At 63.1% G+C, this 20,208-nt stretch carries 19 protein-coding genes; 11 read left to right on the top strand and 8 right to left on the bottom strand.

Annotated features, from left to right (window positions below):
* The 10 genes from CQ017_RS18185 to CQ017_RS14935 form a co-directional block, all read left to right on the top strand.
* Nucleotides 1-1,354: hypothetical protein (locus CQ017_RS18185; RefSeq protein ID WP_105554350.1), on the top strand; the 1,354-nt coding region annotated here is incomplete at its 5' end.
* Between the two features lie 13 nt (nucleotides 1,355-1,367).
* A complete protein-coding gene (locus tag CQ017_RS14970; protein ID WP_181150467.1) occupies nucleotides 1,368-2,375 on the top strand; it encodes an HAD-IIA family hydrolase in 1,008 nt (335 codons plus the stop codon).
* A gap of 5 nt (nucleotides 2,376-2,380) precedes the next feature.
* Nucleotides 2,381-2,551 (top strand): hypothetical protein, encoded by a 171-nt coding sequence (locus tag CQ017_RS18180; RefSeq protein ID WP_181150466.1) that lies wholly within the window; start codon nucleotides 2,381-2,383, stop codon nucleotides 2,549-2,551.
* Entirely contained in the window at nucleotides 2,548-3,342 is a 795-nt protein-coding gene (locus CQ017_RS14965) for a TlyA family RNA methyltransferase (protein WP_105554349.1), read from the top strand. Before CQ017_RS18180 ends, CQ017_RS14965 begins: the two co-directional genes overlap by 4 nt.
* A gap of 71 nt (nucleotides 3,343-3,413) precedes the next feature.
* Entirely contained in the window at nucleotides 3,414-4,439 is a 1,026-nt protein-coding gene (locus CQ017_RS14960; protein ID WP_105554348.1) for an NAD kinase, read from the top strand.
* 103 nt (nucleotides 4,440-4,542) lie between these two features.
* A complete protein-coding gene (recN, locus tag CQ017_RS14955) occupies nucleotides 4,543-6,291 on the top strand; it encodes a DNA repair protein RecN (RefSeq protein WP_105554347.1) in 1,749 nt (582 codons plus the stop codon).
* A 101-nt stretch (nucleotides 6,292-6,392) separates the two neighbouring features.
* Nucleotides 6,393-8,075 carry a CTP synthase gene (locus CQ017_RS14950; RefSeq protein WP_105554346.1) on the top strand — a complete coding sequence of 561 codons (1,683 nt, stop codon included), beginning with the start codon at nucleotides 6,393-6,395 and terminating at the stop codon, nucleotides 8,073-8,075.
* A gap of 68 nt (nucleotides 8,076-8,143) precedes the next feature.
* Nucleotides 8,144-8,797 (top strand): NUDIX hydrolase, encoded by a 654-nt coding sequence (locus CQ017_RS14945; RefSeq protein ID WP_105554345.1) that lies wholly within the window; start codon nucleotides 8,144-8,146, stop codon nucleotides 8,795-8,797.
* Nucleotides 8,798-8,799: 2 nt separating this feature from the next.
* Entirely contained in the window at nucleotides 8,800-9,759 is a 960-nt protein-coding gene (xerD, locus tag CQ017_RS14940; RefSeq protein WP_105554344.1) for a site-specific tyrosine recombinase XerD, read from the top strand.
* Between the two features lie 18 nt (nucleotides 9,760-9,777).
* Complete coding sequence (locus tag CQ017_RS14935) at nucleotides 9,778-10,269, top strand: 8-oxo-dGTP diphosphatase (RefSeq protein ID WP_105554343.1); 492 nt, start codon at nucleotides 9,778-9,780, stop codon at nucleotides 10,267-10,269.
* Here CQ017_RS14935 and CQ017_RS14930 read toward each other — a convergent pair.
* The 6 genes from CQ017_RS14930 to CQ017_RS14905 form a co-directional block, all read right to left on the bottom strand.
* Nucleotides 10,266-10,544 carry a helix-turn-helix transcriptional regulator gene (locus tag CQ017_RS14930; protein ID WP_258133720.1) on the bottom strand — a complete coding sequence of 93 codons (279 nt, stop codon included), beginning with the start codon at nucleotides 10,542-10,544 and terminating at the stop codon, nucleotides 10,266-10,268. The genes CQ017_RS14935 and CQ017_RS14930 overlap by 4 nt on opposite strands.
* Nucleotides 10,544-11,041, bottom strand: a complete 498-nt coding sequence (locus CQ017_RS14925) for a DUF2975 domain-containing protein (protein ID WP_105554342.1) — start codon at nucleotides 11,039-11,041, stop codon at nucleotides 10,544-10,546. Before CQ017_RS14925 ends, CQ017_RS14930 begins: the two co-directional genes overlap by 1 nt.
* 133 nt (nucleotides 11,042-11,174) lie before the next feature.
* A complete protein-coding gene (locus tag CQ017_RS14920) occupies nucleotides 11,175-12,314 on the bottom strand; it encodes a bifunctional 2-methylcitrate synthase/citrate synthase (protein ID WP_105554341.1) in 1,140 nt (379 codons plus the stop codon).
* A gap of 32 nt (nucleotides 12,315-12,346) precedes the next feature.
* Entirely contained in the window at nucleotides 12,347-13,276 is a 930-nt protein-coding gene (gene prpB, locus CQ017_RS14915; protein ID WP_105554340.1) for a methylisocitrate lyase, read from the bottom strand.
* Between the two features lies 1 nt (nucleotide 13,277).
* Nucleotides 13,278-14,795, bottom strand: coding sequence for an MmgE/PrpD family protein (locus CQ017_RS14910; RefSeq protein WP_105554339.1), 1,518 nt, complete (start codon nucleotides 14,793-14,795; stop codon nucleotides 13,278-13,280).
* Nucleotides 14,792-15,442 carry a GntR family transcriptional regulator gene (locus tag CQ017_RS14905; RefSeq protein ID WP_105554338.1) on the bottom strand — a complete coding sequence of 217 codons (651 nt, stop codon included), beginning with the start codon at nucleotides 15,440-15,442 and terminating at the stop codon, nucleotides 14,792-14,794. Before CQ017_RS14905 ends, CQ017_RS14910 begins: the two co-directional genes overlap by 4 nt.
* Nucleotides 15,443-15,614: 172 nt before the next feature.
* On the opposite strand from CQ017_RS14905, the gene CQ017_RS14900 reads away from it, so the two are divergent.
* Nucleotides 15,615-17,519, top strand: a complete 1,905-nt coding sequence (locus tag CQ017_RS14900; protein ID WP_105554337.1) for an AMP-binding protein — start codon at nucleotides 15,615-15,617, stop codon at nucleotides 17,517-17,519.
* Between the two features lie 220 nt (nucleotides 17,520-17,739).
* Here the strand turns inward: CQ017_RS14900 and CQ017_RS14895 are convergent, their stop codons facing one another.
* The gene (locus tag CQ017_RS14895; RefSeq protein WP_105554336.1) at nucleotides 17,740-18,462 is read right to left on the bottom strand and encodes a response regulator; all 723 of its coding nucleotides are present in this window, start codon (nucleotides 18,460-18,462) and stop codon (nucleotides 17,740-17,742) included.
* Entirely contained in the window at nucleotides 18,459-20,150 is a 1,692-nt protein-coding gene (locus CQ017_RS14890; protein ID WP_105554335.1) for an ATP-binding protein, read from the bottom strand. The genes CQ017_RS14895 and CQ017_RS14890 overlap by 4 nt, the downstream gene beginning before the upstream one ends.
* Nucleotides 20,151-20,208: the final 58 nt, after the last annotated feature.

Here is a 20,208-nt window from a genome sequence, read left to right as displayed (position 1 = left end):
TGGCTTCAAGCGTGATGACAACCGCGGTGGTGGTTTCAAACGCGACGACAACCGCGGTGGTGGTTTCAAACGCGACGACAACCGCGGTGGCGGCTTCAAGCGTGATGACAACCGCGAAGGCGGATTCCGTGGCGCCCGTGACGATAACCGCGGTGGTGGCTTCAAGCGTGATGACAACCGCGAAGGCGGATTCCGTGGCAGCCGTGACGATAACCGCGGTGGCTTCAAGCGTGATGACAGCCGTGGTGGCGCCCGTGATGACAACCGCGGCGGTGGTTTCAAGCGTGATGACAACCGCGGTGACTTCCGAAGCAAGGGCGACCGCCCCGATCGCGGAACCCGTTTTGACGACCGGGGAGCAGAGGCACCTCGCGCTCACAACCCGGGCGACCTGCGCATCTCGAACCGTCCCGACCGTGAGCAGTCGCCAGAAATCGACGAGGACGTTACCGGTAAGGAGCTGGATCGCGTCGCACGCGCCCAGCTTCGCTATCTCGAAGAGCGTTCGGCAAGCTGGGTTGCTAAGCACCTTGTAATGGCCGGGCGTCTACTTGAAGAAGATCCAGAGCTGGCCTACGAGCACACACTGGCAGCTTCCCGTCGTGGTGGCCGTGTTGCGGTCGTCCGAGAAGCAGTTGGTATCGCTGCCTACCACGCAGGCAAATATGCTGATTCGTTGCGTGAACTGCGCACTCACCGCCGGATCTCCGGTTCGGACTACAACCTGCCGTTGATTGCCGACTCGTTGCGTGGCCTGGGCCGTGCCGAAAAGGCTATCGAACTGGCGCACTCCGAGGAATGCGCGAACCTGGAAACCGCAGTGAAGGTCGAAATGCATATGGTTGCGGCAGGCTGCTTCGGCGACTTGGGACAACTTGATAAGGCCCTGTCGGAACTGGAGTCCTTGGAGCAGCTAGACTTCAACCGTGCCTATTCGTTCAGCCCGCGTTTGTTCACCGCCTACGCTGATCTGCTTTCCGCAGCTGGACGTGGCGAAGAGTCAAAGCGCTGGTTTGCTCAGGTCGCTACTGCCGAGCGGGCCCTAGGCATCGAGGAAGAAACCGAATCCTTCATCGTGGATCTGGCTCCAGAGATGGACGAAGAGGATGAGCGTCCACGGGCCAAGGACGTGGTTGATGAAAACATCGTCGTCGTAGCTGATGAGCACGATGCTGTCGCAGAGGCCGACTCGGACGAAGCCGAGGAAGACGAAGTTGATGCCAAACTAGACGGTATCGACGAAGACGACTCAGTTGCCGAGCAGACCGGCATCGATGAAGAAGACGCACTGGTCGAGGTTCAAGCCGAAGAGGCCGAGGCTGAGATCGAGACCGAAACCGACTCCCAGAAGTAGGAACTAGTACCGAATGCTGATCTCCGGATTTGATTCTGTGCTTTCCGACCTCGATGGCGTCGTCTATGCGGGTCCCAATGGGATCCCCGACGCCGTCGAGTCGTTGAATGCACTAGCCGAAGTAAACGTCGCTCTGGCGTTCATCACCAATAATGCGGGGCGATCGCCGATGTCGGTCGCGGCCCACCTGCGTCAGCTTGGTGTGAAAACCGGTGCTGAGCAGGTTTTCGGTTCTGCCGATGCCGGCGCCGAAATGCTGGCACGCGAATTGAATCCGGGCAGCAAGGTCCTAGTGGTCGGGTCCCCGTATCTGCGTGAATGCATCGCGGTGCGGGGACTGGAAGTCGTCGAATCGCACAAAGACGAGCCGGTGGCGGTGATCCAAGGCTTCGATCCTAACGTCGCATGGAATGATCTAGCCGAGGCAAGCTATGCCATCAACAACGGCGCCCAGTGGGTTGCCACAAACACGGATCTCACGATTCCACGCGCCGAGGGCATCGCCCCGGGCAACGGTTCGTTGGTCCACGCGGTAAAACTGGCCACCGGTGTGACCCCACGTGTGGCCGGCAAGCCTGAATCCTATCTTTTCTCCCGCGCCGCGGACCGACTCGATTCTCGGCGCCCATTGGTAGTCGGTGATCGTCTTGACACCGATATTCTCGGTGGCTATCGGGCGGGGTTCTCAACCGCGCTGGTGCTGACCGGTGTAGATTCCCCGCGCACTGCGCTCGGGGCCCCGGTTGCCGAACGCCCAAACTACTTGATTTCAAGTCTCGCGGACCTCTACCGGCCGTACCCGACGATCAAGGTCCTCGGATATGGGGTTCAAGTCGGCGAGTCTGTAGCTAAGGTGGAAGGTGACTCCATTGAGGTCAACGGGAACGAATCGGACCTGAATGCCTGGCGGGCCGCGTGTCACGCATGGTGGCTGGCTCATTCGCGTCAGCAAGAACATGTCAGCCCAGAAATCCAGTTCACCTCCCGCGGATTGGATACCCTGCGACGAGCACAGAGGTGAATGACGTGAACATGGAACCCCCTCGCCCCAAGCCGGTAGCCCCCATGGACGACCAGCGGGTAGACGCAACGTTATCCTCGCTAGGGCAGCAGGATGTGATCTCGCACGCCGCAGTATATGAGCAGCTGCTCGATTCCCTCCAAGCCGAACTCAATTCCACGGAGCACCACGGATGAACCGACTCGATCAGGAACTTGTTTCTCGATCTCTGGCCCGTTCGCGCACCGAGGCCGCCAAGCTCATCGAGTCTCACCGGGTGTTGCTCGATGGAGTGTGCGTCACCAAGGCCGCCAAAAAAATTCCGACCACGGCCAGGCTCGAAGTGCTGGCCAGTATCGGCGAAGAATACGTTTCCCGAGCCGGGCACAAGCTTGCCGGAGCACTAGATGTGTTTACGACCGTCGACCCAATGTCTATGCGCTGTCTCGATGCAGGAGCGTCGACCGGCGGATTCACCGATGTGCTATTGCGCCGCGGGGCTAAGCATGTAGTGGCAGCCGATGTTGGGCATGGACAGCTCGTCGATCAGATCCGCCAAGACCGACGGGTTTCGGTTTTTGAAGGGCTTAACGTTCGTTATCTGAAACCCGAAGATATTGGAGGAGAAGTCGACCTTGTAGTGGCCGACTTGTCCTTCATCTCCTTGCGCTTGGTGATCGATGCGCTCGCGGGAGCAACACGCCTAGGCGGTTCCTTGATGTTGATGGTCAAGCCGCAGTTTGAAGTTGGCCGCGACCACTTGAACCGCACCGGTGTGGTTTCATCTCCCGAGCTACGCCGCAGCTCCATTGAAGGCGTCGTGAAAGCCGCGCGGGAAGCTGGGCTGGAGCTTTGCGGAGTAGCCCGCAGCCCGCTGCCCGGACAAGACGGCAACGTTGAATTCTTCCTCTGGCTCGGAAAAGTTCCAACCGGTCATCAACAATCGGTCAGTGAAACCGAAATGTGGGACGCGGTTGACTACTCTTAGAAGTGACTTGCTTGTGCGGTGACATACTCAGCGCCAAGCACATACCTCGAACCAGAGAGGGGCAGCCTGCCTTGCGACGCATTCTAGTTTTCACCCACACCGGGCGCCAAGAAGCGATCGCCGCGGCCATCGAAACCTGTGGGTTGCTCGATGCGGCAGGTGTGATGCCGGTAATGCGTCAAAAGGATCACGAAGCAGTGCTGGAGGCCAGCCACGGGCTGCAGGTTCCCATGGAGATCTTGGACCAGGACTGCACCATCGATGAGGTGGATCTGGGCGTAGTCCTTGGCGGCGACGGGTCGGTGCTGCGCGCCGCGGAACTGGTCCGCCAAGCGCCGCTGCCATTGGTAGGCGTGAATCTAGGGCATGTCGGTTTCCTTGCGGAGGCCGAGCGCTCCGAGCTGGCGAGCACCGTACGGGATCTCGTCTCCGGTGCATATTCCGTCGAAGAGCGGATGACCATCGAGGTTAAAGTGTGGTTGGACAATGTCTGCCTGGCCGAAACTTGGGCTCTGAATGAAGCCGCCGTTGAAAAAGCCAACCGTGAACGCATGATCGAAGTGGTAATCGAGGTAGACGGTCGACCAATCTCCACATTCGGCTGCGATGGCGTCGTGATGGCTACCCCCACCGGATCTACCGCCTATGCATTCTCGGCTGGAGGCCCGGTAGTTTGGCCAGAGGTTGCCGCGCTGATTATGGTCCCGATTAGTGCGCATGCGCTGTTTGCCAAACCGCTGGTGGTTTCCCCGGACTCGGTTATGGCTGTGGAGACGCTCACTCGCTCAGAGGCCGGTGCGGTGCTGTGGTGCGATGGGCGCCGTACCATCGACCTGCCTCCGGGTGCACGCATCGAGGTTACGCGCAGTGAAATACCGGTACGCATGGCTCGCTTGAACACCACTCCTTTCTCCGAACGTCTGGTGAAGAAGTTTGAATTGCCCATCCAGGGTTGGCGCGGACCTGCCGACGAGGACGATCGTCGTCCGGCGACCACCGCGCTGCAGGTGACCGGCCCGGGCTTTCAAAGCATTGAGCCGCACCACAAGGACGAACCAAGCATCCCCTTGGTAGCCCGTGACGAAACTAAGCAGTAGAAAACACGACCCGCAGTAACAATATTCGAACAAACTTACGATTGAGCAAGTACTATTAGGACGAGAACTGGAACGCATGAACTAGAACGACCGGGAGCGGGCTATGATTCAGGAAATTTCGATCTCCAACCTTGGTGTGATCACTAAGGCAACTCTGCCACTGGGGCCGGGGTTGACGGTAGTCACCGGTGAAACGGGCGCGGGTAAGACCATGGTCATCACCGCCTTGTCACTATTGCTTGGGCGGCGGGCCGATGCAGGTGCCGTGCGAAACGGCGCCAAGCATGCGCTGGCCGAAGCGGTCGTGCATCTGGAGCCCGACAATCACGTACTTGAATCCGCCACCCATGCCGGCGCGTTCGTGGACGAGGTGGGGGAGAAGAGCGAACTGATCCTCACCCGGTCGCTGTCCGCGCAGGGGCGCTCGAAGGCGACTGTCGGAGGACGAAGCGCTCCGGTAGGCTTGCTGGCCGAATTGGGCCAAGAGCTTGTCGCGGTGCATGGTCAGTCCGATCAGATCCGTCTGAAGGAAGCCAGCGCGCAGCGCGACGCGCTGGACCGTTTCGCTGGCTCGGCCCTTGCCCGCACGTTAAGCAGCTATCAGCGCACCTATCGGCAGTGGCGCACCGCCAGCAAGGAACTCGCGGCGCTGAAGCAAGACTCGCGAGATCGGGTGCGCGAAGCCGAAAATCTACGACTGGCTCTCGACGAGATCGATTCGCTGGAGCCAATGCCAGGCGAAGACGAACAACTGCGCGAAACCGCAATCAAGCTGGGCAATGTCGAATCGCTGCGTAACGCCAGCCAGCAGGCTCGCGCGATCGTCGACAGCGAAGATTTTGAGACCCCCGGGATCACCACCCTGGCCGAATCCGCTCGCGGTGTGCTCGCGCAGTCAAGCGGCGATGATCCAGCATTGGCGGCATTTGCCGAGCGCGCCGCAGAATTGGGCATTCTCGCCTCCGAACTTTCTAGTGATATGGCCAGCTATGTTTCGGACCTCGATGAAGAGGGGCCGGAGCGGCTGGCGCTGATCGAATCCCGCCGCGCGGAACTGAACAAGCTGCTGCGCAAGTACGCACCGAGCATCGATGAGGTGCTTGCCTGGGCTGATGAGTCCCGACAGCGGCTGGAGCAGCTTGGTTCCGATGACACCCGCATCGAGGAGCTCGAAAGCACGGTGGTCGAACTGGAGCAGAAGGCCGCGTCGCTGGCTACCGAACTATCCGAGTCTCGTCGTAAGGCGGCCGCAAAGCTCTCCAAGCGGGTCAGCGAGGAATTGACGGCGTTGGCCATGCCGGATGCGAAACTATTTGTCGAGATCAGTGAATTGCCTGAACCCGGTGCCTACGGCCAAGACCAGATCGAGATGCTGCTTGCTCCGCATGCCGGCGCCTCGCCGCGGCCGCTGGGCAAGGGGGCCAGTGGTGGTGAGCTCTCACGCGTGATGCTTGCCATCGAGGTGGTGCTCGCGGCGGTGGACCCGGTGCCAACCTTTATCTTCGACGAGGTCGACTCGGGCGTGGGCGGCAAGGCGGCGGTAAGCATTGGTGAGAGGTTAGCCATGCTCGCGCGCCATGTGCAGGTCATTGTGGTCACACACCTGCCCCAGGTTGCCGCTTACGCAGATCGTCATATCCGGGTGATCAAGACCTCAAATGGAAAATCCGCGGCCGGTGCAGGGTTTACCGCCAGCGATGTAATCACCTTGGACGAGGCCGAGCGCGTGCGCGAGTTGGCGCGCATGCTGGCAGGTCAGGAGGATTCCGACACCGCGCAGGCGCATGCCGAAGAGCTGCTCGCCGACGCGCGAAAGATGGTCGACGCTCTGGTGACGAAGAGCGCACGCTAGATTGCGGAATCGGACTTTGGCATCGCGGATGCGTGTCGTAGAGTTGCAAAGTGGATGGTCGGTATTCGCGCAAGCGAGCAATGGTGATAGGATGAAATCCCGTGGTGCAGCGTAATTTAACTCGTGATTCTCGGTCGTCTGAAACGACAAAGCATATCTTCGTCACCGGCGGTGTGGCCTCCTCCCTGGGTAAGGGATTGACGGCATCCAGCCTTGGACATCTACTTCGAGCTCGTGGTCTCTCAGTGACCATGCAGAAGCTCGATCCGTACCTGAACGTCGATCCAGGTACAATGAACCCCTTCCAGCACGGTGAAGTCTTCGTTACCGACGATGGCGCAGAAACCGACCTGGACATTGGACACTATGAGCGTTTCCTGGATGAAAATCTTCCAGGCAGCGCGAATGTGACCACCGGTCAGGTTTACTCAACCGTTCTGGAACGCGAACGTCGCGGCGAATACCTGGGCGACACCGTCCAGGTCATCCCGCATATCACCGATGAGATCAAGCGTCGTATGCGTTTGGCCGCCACCGATCCCGGTGCCGGCAAGTCCGCCCCGGACGTGATCATCACCGAAATCGGTGGCACCGTCGGCGATATCGAATCCCAGCCATTCCTCGAAGCGGCCCGCCAGGTCCGCCAGGATATCGGCCGGAAGAACGCCTTCTTCGTGCACGTCTCCCTCGTTCCATACATTGGTCCAAGCCATGAGCTGAAGACCAAGCCAACCCAGCATTCGGTGGCAGCCCTGCGCTCCATCGGCATTCAGCCAGACGCACTGGTAATCCGCTCGGACCGTGAAATTCCCGACGAGATGCGCGCCAAGCTCGGCCGTACCTGCGATGTGGAAACCGAAGCGGTCATTAGCTGCGCCGATGCGCCAAGCATCTACGAAGTTCCCAAGATCCTGCACTCCCAGGGCCTTGACGCCTACATCGTGCAGACCTTGGAACTGAAGTTCCGCGACGTGGACTGGGAGGGCTGGGACCGACTGCTGGACGTGGTGCACAACCCGAAGCATGAACTGACCATCGCTCTGGTGGGCAAGTACATCGATCTGCCAGATGCCTACCTGTCGGTTACCGAGGCGCTGAAGGCCGGTGGTTTCGCCAATGAATCCAAGGTCAAGATTCGCTGGGTGCCATCGGATGACTGCGCCACCGAAGACGGTGCACGCAAGTCGCTTGAGGGCGCCGAAGCGATCTGCGTCCCCGGCGGATTCGGCATTCGCGGCCTGGAAGGTAAGCTCGGAGCTTTGCGCTTCGCTCGCGAAAACCAGATTCCAACCCTCGGCCTCTGCCTGGGGCTGCAGTCGATGGTGATCGAGTACGCCCGCAACATGGCCGGCCTGCCAGGGGCTTCCTCGACCGAATTCGATCCAGAATCTTCCACCCCGGTCATCGCGACCATGGAAGAGCAGCTGAGCATCGTTGACGGAAAGGGCGATCTTGGCGGCACCATGCGTCTGGGACTGTATGACGCGAAGCTCGCAGCAGGATCGGTCTTGGCTGAAACCTATGGCAAGACCGAGGTCGCAGAACGACACCGTCACCGCTATGAGGTCAACAACTCCTACCGTGCGCAGCTCGAAGAAGCAGGTCTGGTCTTCTCCGGTACCTCCCCGGACGGACAGCTTGTCGAGTTCGTGGAACTGCCTAAGGACGTACACCCGTACTACGTCTCCACGCAGGCCCACCCGGAACTCTCCAGCCGCCCAACCCGTCCGCACCCGCTGTTTGCAGGTCTGGTCGCCGCGGCGCTGGCCAAGCGCAACGCCTAAGCAAAACCCGGTTCTAAACCGTCTAAGGTAGTACCAGCAAGGTAATACCTATAGAAGGGCCCGTTCGCGTGGAACCACAACCGATAGCCGATGAACTTTCACCACGAGAGCTCATCGCCAGCGAAACCGTTTATGAAGGACGCATCTGGAATGTCGTCCACGATACGGTGCAACTTTCGGATGATGGAACCCGCATCGAGCGAGACTACATCGTGCACCCTGGTGCCGTGTCGATTCTCGCCCTCGATGAGCGTGAACGGGTCCTTCTCGTTAACCAATACCGTCACCCGGTAGGCATGCGGCTATGGGAGCTACCCGCTGGCCTGCTCGACGTGGCTGGCGAGCCGCCCTTGGACGGGGCGAAGCGCGAGCTCTGGGAAGAAGCCGATAGCACCGCCGAGACCTGGTCGGTGCTCACCGATGTGTTCCTCTCACCGGGCTCTTCCTCCGAGGCATTGCGCATCTTCTTGGCGCGCGATGTGCAGTTGGTGCCAGAGGACCAACGCCACGCACGGACCGAAGAAGAAGCTGAAATCATCACCCGCTGGGTGCCCTTGGACGAGGCTGTTGCCGCAGTGCTCGCCGGGGAGATCCACAACCCTTCGGCGGTTGTCGGCCTGCTGGCAGCGCACGCGGCCCGAGCCACCGGTTACGCCTCGCTACGCGAGGCGAACAGCGCCTTCGAAGCGCACCCTGGGCTGCGCAGCAAAGCCTCATCGTAGCGATGAGCAGTCCCGAGCACGCCGCGGTACCAAGCCCGAAGTCCTCGAAGTTCGCTTCCGCGCTACGCCGCTACTTGCAGCATCTGGCCATTGAACGCGGACTGGCGAAGAATACGCTGGAGTCCTACCGACGGGATCTGACCCGGTACCAAGAAGCGTTGGAAGCGCGCGGCATCACCGACCCGGCACGCCTCACCGAGAATGAGGTCAGCGGCTACCTGCAACAGCTGGCCCGCGGGGATGCGGAGCACCAGGCGCTGGGGGCGCGTTCGGTCGCCCGGCATACGGTGGCCATCCGGCAACTGCATAAGTATTGGGAGCTAGAGGAAATCTGCTCCCCGAATCCGGCCCGCGAGGTGCAGCCTCCGGCCGTCGGCCAGTCGCTGCCCAAGGCGATCAGCATTTCTGCCGTCACCCAGATCCTCGACTCGATCGCTCTCGATACTCCCGCGGGGTTGCGCGATCGGGCGATTCTCGAATTCTTGTACTCCACCGGGGCACGCATTTCCGAGGTCGTCGCCCTGGACGTCGACGACCTGCACTTTGCCGCCGACGCGGTAGTGCGGCTGTTCGGCAAGGGCTCCAAGGAACGCGTTGTTCCGGTGGGCGGATATGCGCAACGCGCAGTGAGCGACTATCTGGTGCGGGCCCGTCCGGGGCTGGCCGCCAAAGGCAAAGGCACTCCCGCGTTGTTCTTGAATCAGCGCGGTGGGCGGCTATCGCGCCAGTCGGCGTGGCTGATCCTGTCCAAGGCCGCCGAACGCGCCGGGATTCAGGGCGACGTTTCCCCGCACACGCTGCGCCACTCTTTCGCCACCCATCTGTTGGAGGGCGGTGCGGATGTTCGCGTGGTGCAGGAACTGCTCGGCCATGCCTCGGTCACCACCACGCAGATCTACACGAAGGTCACCGTCGATTCGCTGCGGGAGGCGTACCTCTTCGCGCACCCGCGCGTGAACTAGCGGAGTGGGGCCAGTACGATGGTGACCCAGCCGCAACCCGTCGCGCTCTTGGCGCTGCTGCGCGAAGGCACCCGGGGCACCGAGCTGCTTTTGGGACGCAAGCTGCGCGGCTTTGGGCAGGGGAACATTGTGCTGCCGGGCGGAAAGATTGAGCCCGGGGAGTCTGCGCAGCAGGCTGCGATGCGGGAGTTCGGCGAAGAGACCGGGGCTTGTGTGCAATCGGCAGATCTGACGCTCGCCGCCCGGGTGGCCTTCACCTTTCCGGCGAATCCGCGCGCGGATATGGACTGTGCGGTCTTCACTGCGCGAATCGCCAGCGGAATGCCCTCGCCCAGCGAGGAACTTGAACCGTTATGGTTCCCTGTCGGTGAACTGCCGGTGAGGCAGATGTGGGAGGATTCCCCACTCTGGCTCCCGGCCTTGGCTGCAGGGACGCGGTTCACCGCGAAGATCATTCTGGCCGCGGATAATCTGGCGGTGCAATCGATCGATTTCGAGCCCTGGGACTAGGCTATTTTCGACGCGTCGGATGGAAGCGTGGCTTGGGACAGCGGAGCTTCGGATCCGCGCGGATCGTGGTTTTCGGCTTCGAATATCAAAAGGTCGCCCGGCTGGCAATCCAGGACCTGGCACAGCGCTTCCAGTGTGCTGAAGCGCACCGCCTTGGCACGTCCATTCTTCAGGACCGCAAGATTGGCCGGGGTAATACCGATCCGCTCGGCTAATTCGCCGACCGCCATTTTGCGTCGGGCAAGCATCACATCGATATCCACTCGAATGGCCACTAAATCACCCCGCCCAACTCGGTGCGTAGCATGGCCGCTTGGGCTTCGGTGGTCGCCGCCTGCGACAGCAGATGACGCAGCACCAAGACGATCAGGGCGATGCCCGCTAGCAGGACACCGAATCCGCCGACCAGGAGCACTACGCCGGGAGCCACCGCCTCGCCAGGGGCCATGATCGCGCCAAGTACGAATGTCAGCACCGCTCCGGAGGCAATTGCGGTGATGATGATGTTGACGAATTTGAATGAGGCGTGGGTGAATACCGTTCCGCGCCGCACCCGGGCGACCAGCTTCCACACGCAGACGCAGCAGATCTGGACGATCAGCAGGGCCAATACCGCGTAGCTGAACAACGAGATGCGCAGGTAGGCGAATTCTGCTGGACGGTCGGCCAGTTCCATGGCCGCCAGGGGGATCATGAAGCATTGGATGAAGAGCGAGCCGAGGACTACCAGTCCCAGCACGATTCGCAACGCCAAAGTGCTCGATTTACCCATGTGACACTCTCCAATTGTCGCTTAGCGATGCATACCTATCGAAAAACAATAGACTGTACTTGCCGGAAACGCAAGAGCGGGGTCGGACCCGTAGATCCGACCCCGCCGAATGAGCCGTAGCTGCGCTAGGTGTTTACAGGGCGCGCTGCTCCGGGCCGTTGTATGCGGACAGCGGCCGGATCAGCGCGTTGGAGGCGCGCTGTTCGAAGATGTGGGCGGTCCAGCCGGTGATTCGCGCCGCGATGAAGATCGGCGTGAACATTTCGGTGTCGAAGCCCATCAGGTGGTAGGTCGGGCCCGCCGGATAGTCGAGGTTCGGCTTGATCGCCTTGGCCTCGTCCATCGCGGATTCCAGCCCGTCGTACAGGCCGAGCATTTCGGAGCGATCGTAGTGCTCGATCATCTTATCCAGCGCGGCCTTCATCGTCGGCACGCGCGAGTCCCCATGCTTGTAGACCCGGTGGCCGAAGCCCATGACCTTCTTCTTCGCGGCGAGGGCTTCTTCCATCCACGTTTTTGCGCGGGCCGCGGCATCCTTGCGCGACTCGTTCTTGTCGATTCCGATCTCGTCGAAGGTGTGCATCACTGCCTCGTTGGCGCCGCCGTGCAGCGGACCCTTCAAGGCGCCGATGGCACCGGTAACCGCCGAGTGCAGATCCGCGAGCGTCGAGGTGATCACTCGCGCGGTGAAGGTGGAGGCGTTGAAGGAGTGCTCCGCATAGAGCACCATCGACACGCGGAACGCGTCGACTACCGCCGGCGCGGCTTCTTCGCCGAAGGTCATCCACAAGAAGTTCGCCGAGTAGTCCAGGTCCTCGCGCGGAGGCACCACTTCCTGGCCGCGGCGGCGGCGCTGATCGTAGGCGACGACCGCGGGGAAGGCGGCGAAGAGCTCTTTCGCCTTGCGCAGTTCCGCCTCGGGGGAGGAGTTCTCCGCCTCCAGGTGGTTCGCGCCGATCACCGAGACCGCGGTGCGTCCGACATCCATCGGGTGGCAATCTGTGGGCAGCAGATCGATGGCTGCCTTCACCCGCGGATCGAGCGCACGATTGGCCCGCTCGAAGGCGCAGAATTCGGTCAGCTCCGACTCGCTGGGCAGCTCGCCGGTCCAGAGCAGCAACGCGACCTCTTCAAAGGATTTGTTCGCCGCCAGATCCTGCACCGGGTAGCCGCGGTAGAGCAGCGAGTTGGTGTCCGGGTTGACCTTGGAGACGGCCGTGTAATCCACGACGACGCCTGCAAGGCCCTTCTTGATTTCCTCGGTGGTGGTCATGAGTTCATCCTCTTCGTTGATGGATTCCCGTGCTAGAGGTTCGAGTTGTTGGTATCGATGTCCAGGGTGGGGACTTGGAAGTTGAAGATCCCGGTGTCGAACCGGTTGTACGCCTCGTAGTCGACAAGCTCGTAGAGGCGTGACCTGGTTAACATGTTATCCACTTCACGCTCCTGAGTCCCATCCTCGCTGATTGCGTCGAGCACACGCTCGGCGGCGCCCATGGCGCTGCGCAGCAAGGTCACCGGGTAGATGATCAGCGCGACGCCCGCGTCGGCAAGCTCCTGGCGGTTGAACAGCTCGGATTTGCCGAACTCGGTCATATTCGCCAGCACCGGCACGTCGACCGCGTTGCAGACCGCTTCAAATTCCGAAACATTCTTCATCGCCTCGGGGAAGATCGCGTCGGCCCCGGCATCGACCATCGCCTTGGCCCGGTCGATGGCCGAGTCCAGCCCCTCCACCGCTCGGATGTCGGTGCGCGCCATGATCAGGAAGTTCTCATCGATGCGTGCGTCCGCGGCGGCGGCGATGCGCTTGAGCATGGTGTCGGTATCCACCACGTTCTTGCCGTCCAGGTGGCCGCAGCGCTTGGGGTTGAACTGGTCCTCGATGTGGCAGCCGGCCAGGCCGGCGTATTCAAGTTCCTGGATGCTGCGGGCCACGTTCATCGGCTCGCCGAATCCGGTGTCCGCGTCCACGATCGCCGGCAGGTCCGTCATCCTGGCGATCTGCCCGGCGCGGGTGGCGACCTCGGTCAGCGAGGTCAGCCCGATGTCCGGCAGGCCCAGGTCGTTGGCGAGCACCGCGCCGGAGATGTAGACCCCGTCGAAGTTCTTCTCGCCGATCAGCTTGGCCGAGAGCGGGTTGAACGCCCCGGGGAACTGGCGGGCGGCACCCGGGGTGAGCATTTCGCGCAGCGCGACCCGCTTCGCGGCGGGGGTGAGGGTTGAGTACAGCATGTTAGAACAGGCCCTTCGGTGCGTTCGACTGGTCGATCACGCCGGTGGCGGCGACGATGTTCAGCTGCTCCAGCTCGCCGGCGCCGAGGTTTTCCAGGTTTTCGGCGGCCGCGATGAAGCGGTCGATCTCCTGCTCGTCCACCAGGCCCGCGGCCAGGCTGCGGAACTTGTTGATGTACTGCTCGCGGGCGAAGGGGCGGGCGCCCAGCGGGTGCGCGTCGGCCACGGCGATCTCATCGGTGATCACAGTGCCGTCGTTCAGCGTGATTTCGACGCTGCCGCCGAAGGCCTTCTCCGCGATGTCCAGCGAGTGGTAGCGGCGGGTCCATTCGGCGTCTTCTTCGGTGGTGACCTTGTGCCACAGTTCGACGGTATCCGCGCGTCCGGCTCGCTCCGGGGCGTAGGAGTCCACGTGGTGCCAGGCACCGTCCTGCAGCGCGACGGTGAAGATGTAAGGGATCGAGTGGTCCAGGGTTTCGCGCGACGCGGTCGGATCGTACTTCTGCGGGTCGTTGGCGCCGGAACCGATCACGTAGTGGGTGTGGTGGGAAGTCTTGATCAGCACCGAGGCCACGTTCTTCGGATCGGTGGCTTCCGGGTGCTCGCCGTGCAGCTTGCGGGCCAGGTCGATCCAGGCTTGCGCCTGGTATTCGGCGGAGTGCTCCTTGGTGTAGGTGTCCAGGATCGCGCGCTTGGCCTCGCCGGCCTCGGGCAGCGGCACCTCGTAAGCGGCGTCCTTGCCATCGAGCATCCAGGCGATCACGCCGTCTTCGCCTTCGTAGATTGGGACCGGGGAGGTCTGCCCGCGCATCGCGCGGTCGGCGGCCTCGACGGCCATCTTGCCGGCGAAGGCCGGGGCATGGGCCTTCCACGTGGAGATCTCGCCCTTGCGCGACTGGCGGGTCGCGGTGGTGGTGTGCAGACCCTGGCCGACGGCTTGGAAGATCGTTTCCAGATCCAAGCCGAGCAGGGTGCCGATGCCGGCGGAGGCCGAGGGGCCCAGGTGCGCCACGTGGTCGATCTTGTGCTTGTGCAGGCAGATCGCCTTGACCAGGTCCACCTGGATCTCGTAGCCGGTGGCGATGCCGCGGATCAGGTCCTTGCCCGAGGCCCCGGTGTGCTGGGCGACGGCGAGGATCGGCGGGATGTTGTCGCCCGGGTGGGAGTACTCGGCGGCCAGGAAGGTGTCGTGGTAGTCCAGCTCGCGCACGGCCACGCCGTTGGCCCAGGCCGCCCATTCGGGGGAGACCTTCTCGGTGATGCCGAAGACGTTGGCGCCCGTCCCGCCGGTGGACGGCGCGTGGGCCAGTGCCTGGGTGCGGGCGGCGATGATCGGGCCGCGGTTCAGCGAGGCGATGGCCACCGAGGCGTTGTCGATGATGCGGTTGATGATCATGTCGGTGACCTCGGCGGTGACCTCTACCGGGTCGACCGCGACGGTTGCGATCTTGTGGGCGAGCTGATCCTCGCGGGCCAGATTTTCCTCGGAGCGGTAAACGCGAACTGGATGATTGATCATGGTGTCCTTTCAGAGGCGACCGCGTGGGTCATGATGTGTTCAAACGATTGGTGCAGGTGCACGGTGGTGGCCGCCGCGGCGACCTCTGGTTTGCCCGAAGCGATGGCCCGGGCGATCGCCGCATGCTCGCCGGCGGACTGCTCGAGCCGATCGGGGTTGTCCTTGGCCAGCCGGCGCACCCGTTGCAGGTGGACGCGCAGCGTGCGCAGCGCGTGAGATAGGTAGGCATTATTGGCCGCGTCGTCGATCATTTCGTCGAGTTCGCCCACCAGCTCGTAGTAGCCCTCGGTGGGGGTGCTTGCACGCAGCTGCTTGGCGGCCGTTTCGAAGCGCCGTGCCAGCTTGGCGAAGGCCTCGCTCCGGCTTGAGCGGGCCGCGAGCCGCGCGCTTTCGCATTCCAGCGCCCGGCGCAAGACGAACAGGTCCTCGACGTGGGATTCGGAAACCTCGGAGACGATCGCACCGCGCCCGCGCTGCTGCACCGCCAGCCCGTCGGCGACCAAGCGGGCCAGTGCCTCACGCACCGGGGTGCGGGAGACTCCGAGCCTGGCCGACTGCTCCACCTCGGCGAGTACCGTGCCCGGTGACAAACGCCATTCGACGATGTCTCGGCGCAGGCTCTCGTAGACCTTGTCACTTGCTTTCATGGTTCGATTGTATACACGAATAGCGAAAAAGCGACAGAGAGCCCGAATATTTTTCGTCAAATAACGAGAAATGTATACATAACACTTGCGATCATGTGACTGCGCTCATACGCTTGGAATCGAAGTTACCGCACAGCCGCCGGGTGATGACGCCCGGCCCCAGGAGGGAAACATGGCACAGGAATACCGTCAGGCCTTTGACCAGGCCGCTGCCGATCCGGCCGCGTTCTGGCTCACCGCCGCCCAAGATGTGCACTGGGATAAGGAACCCACCCAAGCCATCGACGACTCGAAGGCGCCGTTGTACAACTGGTTCCCGGACGGCGAGCTCAACCTGTCGGCCAACGCGCTGGATCGGCATGTGGCCGCCGGGCGCGGAGACTCCACGGCCTTGGTCTACGACTCGGCAATGCTGGGGACGAAGACCGAGTACAGCTACAGCGAACTGCTTCGCGAGGTCGAAATCTTCGCCGGCGTGCTCAAATCCCGTGGGGTGGAAACCGGGGACCGCGTACTGATCTACCTGCCGATGATCCCGCAGGCGGTCATCTCCATGCTGGCCTGCGCGCGGCTCGGGGCGGTGCACTCGGTGGTCTTCGGCGGATTTGCGCCCAAGGAACTGGCCGCGCGCATCAACGACTGCGCGCCGGTCGCCATCGTCACCGCCTCCGGCGGCATCGAACCCTCGCGGCATATCGAATACCTGCCGGCCGTGGCCGAGGCGCTGGCGCTCGCCGATGCCTCGGTGCGCGATGTCATCGTCGCCCACCGCGAAGGCTTTGCACATACGCCCGGCGAATATCAGGGCGCGGCGGCGGTGAACTGGCTGGATTGGGACGAGCTGGCCAAACTCGCGCAGCCGGCCGGACCGGTATCGGTTCCCTCCACGCATCCGCTGTACGTGCTGTACACCTCCGGGACCACCGGGGCACCGAAGGGCGTGGTGCGCGATACCGGCGGCTACGCCACCGCGCTGCAGTATTCGATGAATGCGATCTACGACGTGCACCCGGATGATGTCATGTTCACCGCCTCGGATGTGGGCTGGGTGGTGGGGCACTCCTACATCGTGTATGCCCCGCTGATCGCCGGGGCCACCTCCGTGCTCTACGAGGGCAAGCCGATCGGCACCCCGGACGCGGGCGTGTTCGGGCGCATCATCGAGGACCACAAGGTCACCACGATGTTCACCGCGCCGACCGCCCTGCGCGCGGTGCGCAAGGCGGATCCCTCCGGTGCCATGATCGCCTCCCACGACCTGTCCACGCTGCGTGCGCTCTTTGTCGCCGGCGAGCGGCTGGACCCGGACACCTACCATTTCGCGGTGGACCTGCTGGGAATCCCGGTGGTGGATAACTGGTGGCAGACCGAAACCGGCTGGCCGATCGCCTCGAACCCGCTGGGGTTGGAGGAGCTGAGCGCCAAGGCCGGCAGTCCGACCACCCCGGTCCCCGGATTCAACGTGGAGATCCGCGACGCACTGGGTGAATTGGTGCCCGCCGGTGCCGAGGGGAACATCGTGATCAAGCTGCCGCTGCCGCCGGGCGCGCTGACCACCCTGTGGGGCAACGACCAGCGGTTCATCGACACCTACCTGAGCCAGATCGAGGGCTTCTACCTGACCGGCGACTCGGGATTCCTGGACGAAGACGGGTATCTGTTCGTGATGGGCCGCACCGATGACGTGATCAACGTGTCCGGGCACCGGTTGTCCACCGGGGCGATGGAACAGGTGCTGGCGAGCCATCCGGCGGTGGCCGAATGCGCGGTGATCGGCATCAGCGACGCGCTCAAGGGGCAGCGGGCCAGCGGCTACGTGGTGCTCAAATCCGGTGTCGACACCGATGCGGAGACGCTGAAGAAGGAGATCGTCGCGCTGGTGCGCCAGCATATCGGCCCGGTCGCCGACTTCCGCGAGGTCACCGTCGTCGCCGGACTGCCTAAAACCCGTTCGGGCAAGATCCTGCGCAAGACCATGCAGCAGATCGCGGACGGCAAGGACTACACGGTGCCCTCGACCATCGAAGACAGCACGGTGCTCGATGACCTGACCCGGTACCTGCGTCCACAGGCCTAGCCCGGAACCTCCGACGGTTAACGCTGCAAGGGCCTGGCCCCGCAGAAATTCTGCGAGGCCAGGCCCTTGCCTTGTGCGGTGGATAAAGTCCTAAGACGAGCACCATCGAGATCGCCAACCAGGCCGCGCAGTCGGTCACCATTTGCCCCTGGAATCACAGCGAATCATACCGAACGCCGCGAGAGAAGGTGGCGGAAACCTTATTCCGCCACGGACGGCGCTAGCTCGAATTGTGCCGGTATTCGAATTCCGGTCTCCCGCGCGTGCCATGCCGAGGCTGCTTCACCGCCGAATTAGCCATCGCCAGATGCTCCAGGTAGCGGCGCGCCGTCACGCGGGAAAGGCCCAGTTCTTCGCCGAGCTCGGTAGCCGAGAAGGCGCGGGCGGGGCTGGCTGCCAGATGGGTGCGCACCTGCTCCAGGGTCTGGCTGATCAGCCCCTTGGGCAGGGACAGCGAGGCGCTGGTGGTGCGCAGCGCGGAGAACGCGGTATCGATGGAGGCCTGCGAGGTGGAGGAGCCGGTGGAACGCATGGTGGCGATGAACGCCCGGTGGTTTTCGAGTTTTTCGGCAAACACCGCGAAGCTGAAGGGCTTGATCAGGTACTGGGTGATGCCGGTGGCTACGGCCGAACGCACTACCGCCAAGTCCCGAACCGCGGTGATCGCGATGATGTCCAGCGTGTAGCCGCGCCCCCGCATGCGCCGGGCCACGTCGATGCCGTGCAGATCCGGCAGGGTCATATCCAGCAGGACCAGATCATAGGGCGTGCCGGCGGCGTGCGCTTCGGCCAGCAACTGCAGGGCGCCGTGTCCATTGGCCGCGATGGCTCCGGTGCGAAAGCCCGGCACCCGGTCCACATAGGTGGCGTGGGCGCGTGCGGTTTCCGGTTCGTCGTCGACCACCAGCACGAGGAATTCGGCGGTCGGCTCGGTGTGGCTCACGCGTGCTCCTCCTTGGGCGGTACCGGCAGGGTGACGGTGAAGATCGCACCGGCGTCGTTGTCTATGGTCATTGTTCCATGAAGCCGCGCCACCGCCTGCTGGACGAGGGCCAGACCGAGCCCGCGCGGTGCGCTGCCCTGTTTGGTGCTCACCCCGAAGCGCAGCAGGTTCTCCAAGAATTCGGGTTCGATGCCCGGGCCGGAGTCGGCCACCGCGATGATGACCTCGTCGGCAAGGGCGGTGACCTCCACCCAGACGGTGGATTCCGCGGTGCCCACCGAGACGTCCAGCGCATTGTCGAGCAGGTTGCCCACGATGGTCACAATGTCCGTGGCGTGGAAGGTGTCCGGACGCACCACGCCTTCGGCGCTGATGCTCAGCGTCACCCCGCGCTCGTGCGCCTGGGCGGACTTGGCCACCAGCAAGCTGGAGAGGTACACATCGTCGATATTGCGCACGATCGCGTCGGTGAGCGCCTGCGAGTGCTGCCGGTCGTCGACCGCGAAGGCCAGCGCCTTGTCCGAGCTGCCGTTTTCGATGAGCGTGGCGATGGTGTGCAGGCGGTTTGCGTGTTCGTGGGTTTGCGCGCGCAGGGCGGTGGAGAAGGTCTTCAGCGACTGCACCTCGCCGGTCAGCTCCTGCACCTCGGTCAGATCCCGCAGGGTGAGCACCTGCCCGGTGGGCGGCTGCACGCGCAGCCAGCGCAAGGGCAGGCGGTAGCGGCCGGGCAGCTGGGTGCCGGTCAGCCGGGCGTTGCTCTGCGACACGGCGAGCACCGATCCGTGGCCCAGATGGATTTCATCGCGGGCGGCTCGGCCACCGGCCATCAGCTCGCGCAGGGTGTCGGGCAAGCCGGCATCGGCCAATTCCAACCCGCCGCCGGGGGTCTGCGCCGGAAGCTGCAGCAGCCGGGCCGCCTCGGAGTTGTAGAGCACGATGCGGTGCTTGCGATCCAGCAGGATCAGCCCCTCGCGGACCGAATGCAGGGCGGAGAAGTAGAAGGCGTAGAGCCGGCGCAGCCCGTGCGGGCCGAAGCCGAGGGTGGCGCTCTGGATGTACCGGGAGAAGGACCAGGAGGTGAAACCGGCCAAGAGCAGGGCGAAGAGCGAAACCAGCAGGATCTGCGGGAGCTCCTCGCGGTAGAGCACCTGCAGGCTCTCCAGCGTGATGCCGGTGGCGACCATGCCGACCAGCGTGCCGTCCGCGGCGTAGACCGGGGCGATGGTGCGCACCGAGCGGCCGAGGGTTCCCACCGCTTGCTCCGAATAGACCTGCCCGCGCAGTGCTTGCGCGGTGGAGCCCGAATAGCGCTTGCCCAGCTGGGCCGGATTCGGGTGGGTCACGCGCAGCAGGTCCGGTGTCATGATCGTGATGAAATCTATCGTCGGCGCGTGGGACAAGATGTCCTGGGTGTAGGGCTGCAAGTCGGCGCTGGGATCCGGCTGCTGCAAGGAGTCAACCACAAACGGGTCGTTGGCCAAGGTGGTGGACACCGTGGCCACGGTCGATTGGCGTACATCGAGGACCACCCGGGCCTGCTGCTGGTAGGAAGCGATTCCCAGCCACACCACCACCACGATGACCAGCAGCATCTGCGCGGCGAAGATTCGTGCCGCGAAGGACCAGCCGTCGCGGGTCAACGGGACCGGCGCATTGGCAGCGGCAACCTCCTGCGGGTTGCTGACCATCTGGCTGACTCCTTCGTCGGGGAAGTTTAAGTTTCTGCTGTGTGAACAATATGAACGC

This window comes from Arthrobacter sp. MYb224 (genome assembly GCF_002975455.1).
Lineage (GTDB): Bacteria > Actinomycetota > Actinomycetes > Actinomycetales > Micrococcaceae > Glutamicibacter.
The sequence above is the reverse complement of the archived record's forward strand: the minus strand, read 5'-3'. Positions and strand labels throughout refer to the sequence as shown.

What these genes read in the sequence shown, in the direction of transcription:
- CQ017_RS14970 (WP_181150467.1), top strand. Translation starts at nt 1,368, where the DNA reads ATGCTGATCTCCGGATTTGATTCTGTGCTTTCCGACCTCGATGGCGTC.
- CQ017_RS14965 (WP_105554349.1), top strand. Translation starts at nt 2,548, where the DNA reads ATGAACCGACTCGATCAGGAACTTGTTTCTCGATCTCTGGCCCGTTCG.
- recN (WP_105554347.1), top strand. Translation starts at nt 4,543, where the DNA reads ATGATTCAGGAAATTTCGATCTCCAACCTTGGTGTGATCACTAAGGCA.
- xerD (WP_105554344.1), top strand. Translation starts at nt 8,800, where the DNA reads ATGAGCAGTCCCGAGCACGCCGCGGTACCAAGCCCGAAGTCCTCGAAG.
- CQ017_RS14935 (WP_105554343.1), top strand. Translation starts at nt 9,778, where the DNA reads ATGGTGACCCAGCCGCAACCCGTCGCGCTCTTGGCGCTGCTGCGCGAA.
- CQ017_RS14925 (WP_105554342.1), bottom strand. Translation starts at nt 11,041, where the DNA reads ATGGGTAAATCGAGCACTTTGGCGTTGCGAATCGTGCTGGGACTGGTA.
- CQ017_RS14920 (WP_105554341.1), bottom strand. Translation starts at nt 12,314, where the DNA reads ATGACCACCACCGAGGAAATCAAGAAGGGCCTTGCAGGCGTCGTCGTG.
- prpB (WP_105554340.1), bottom strand. Translation starts at nt 13,276, where the DNA reads ATGCTGTACTCAACCCTCACCCCCGCCGCGAAGCGGGTCGCGCTGCGC.
- CQ017_RS14910 (WP_105554339.1), bottom strand. Translation starts at nt 14,795, where the DNA reads ATGATCAATCATCCAGTTCGCGTTTACCGCTCCGAGGAAAATCTGGCC.
- CQ017_RS14905 (WP_105554338.1), bottom strand. Translation starts at nt 15,442, where the DNA reads ATGAAAGCAAGTGACAAGGTCTACGAGAGCCTGCGCCGAGACATCGTC.
- CQ017_RS14900 (WP_105554337.1), top strand. Translation starts at nt 15,615, where the DNA reads ATGGCACAGGAATACCGTCAGGCCTTTGACCAGGCCGCTGCCGATCCG.
- CQ017_RS14890 (WP_105554335.1), bottom strand. Translation starts at nt 20,150, where the DNA reads ATGGTCAGCAACCCGCAGGAGGTTGCCGCTGCCAATGCGCCGGTCCCG.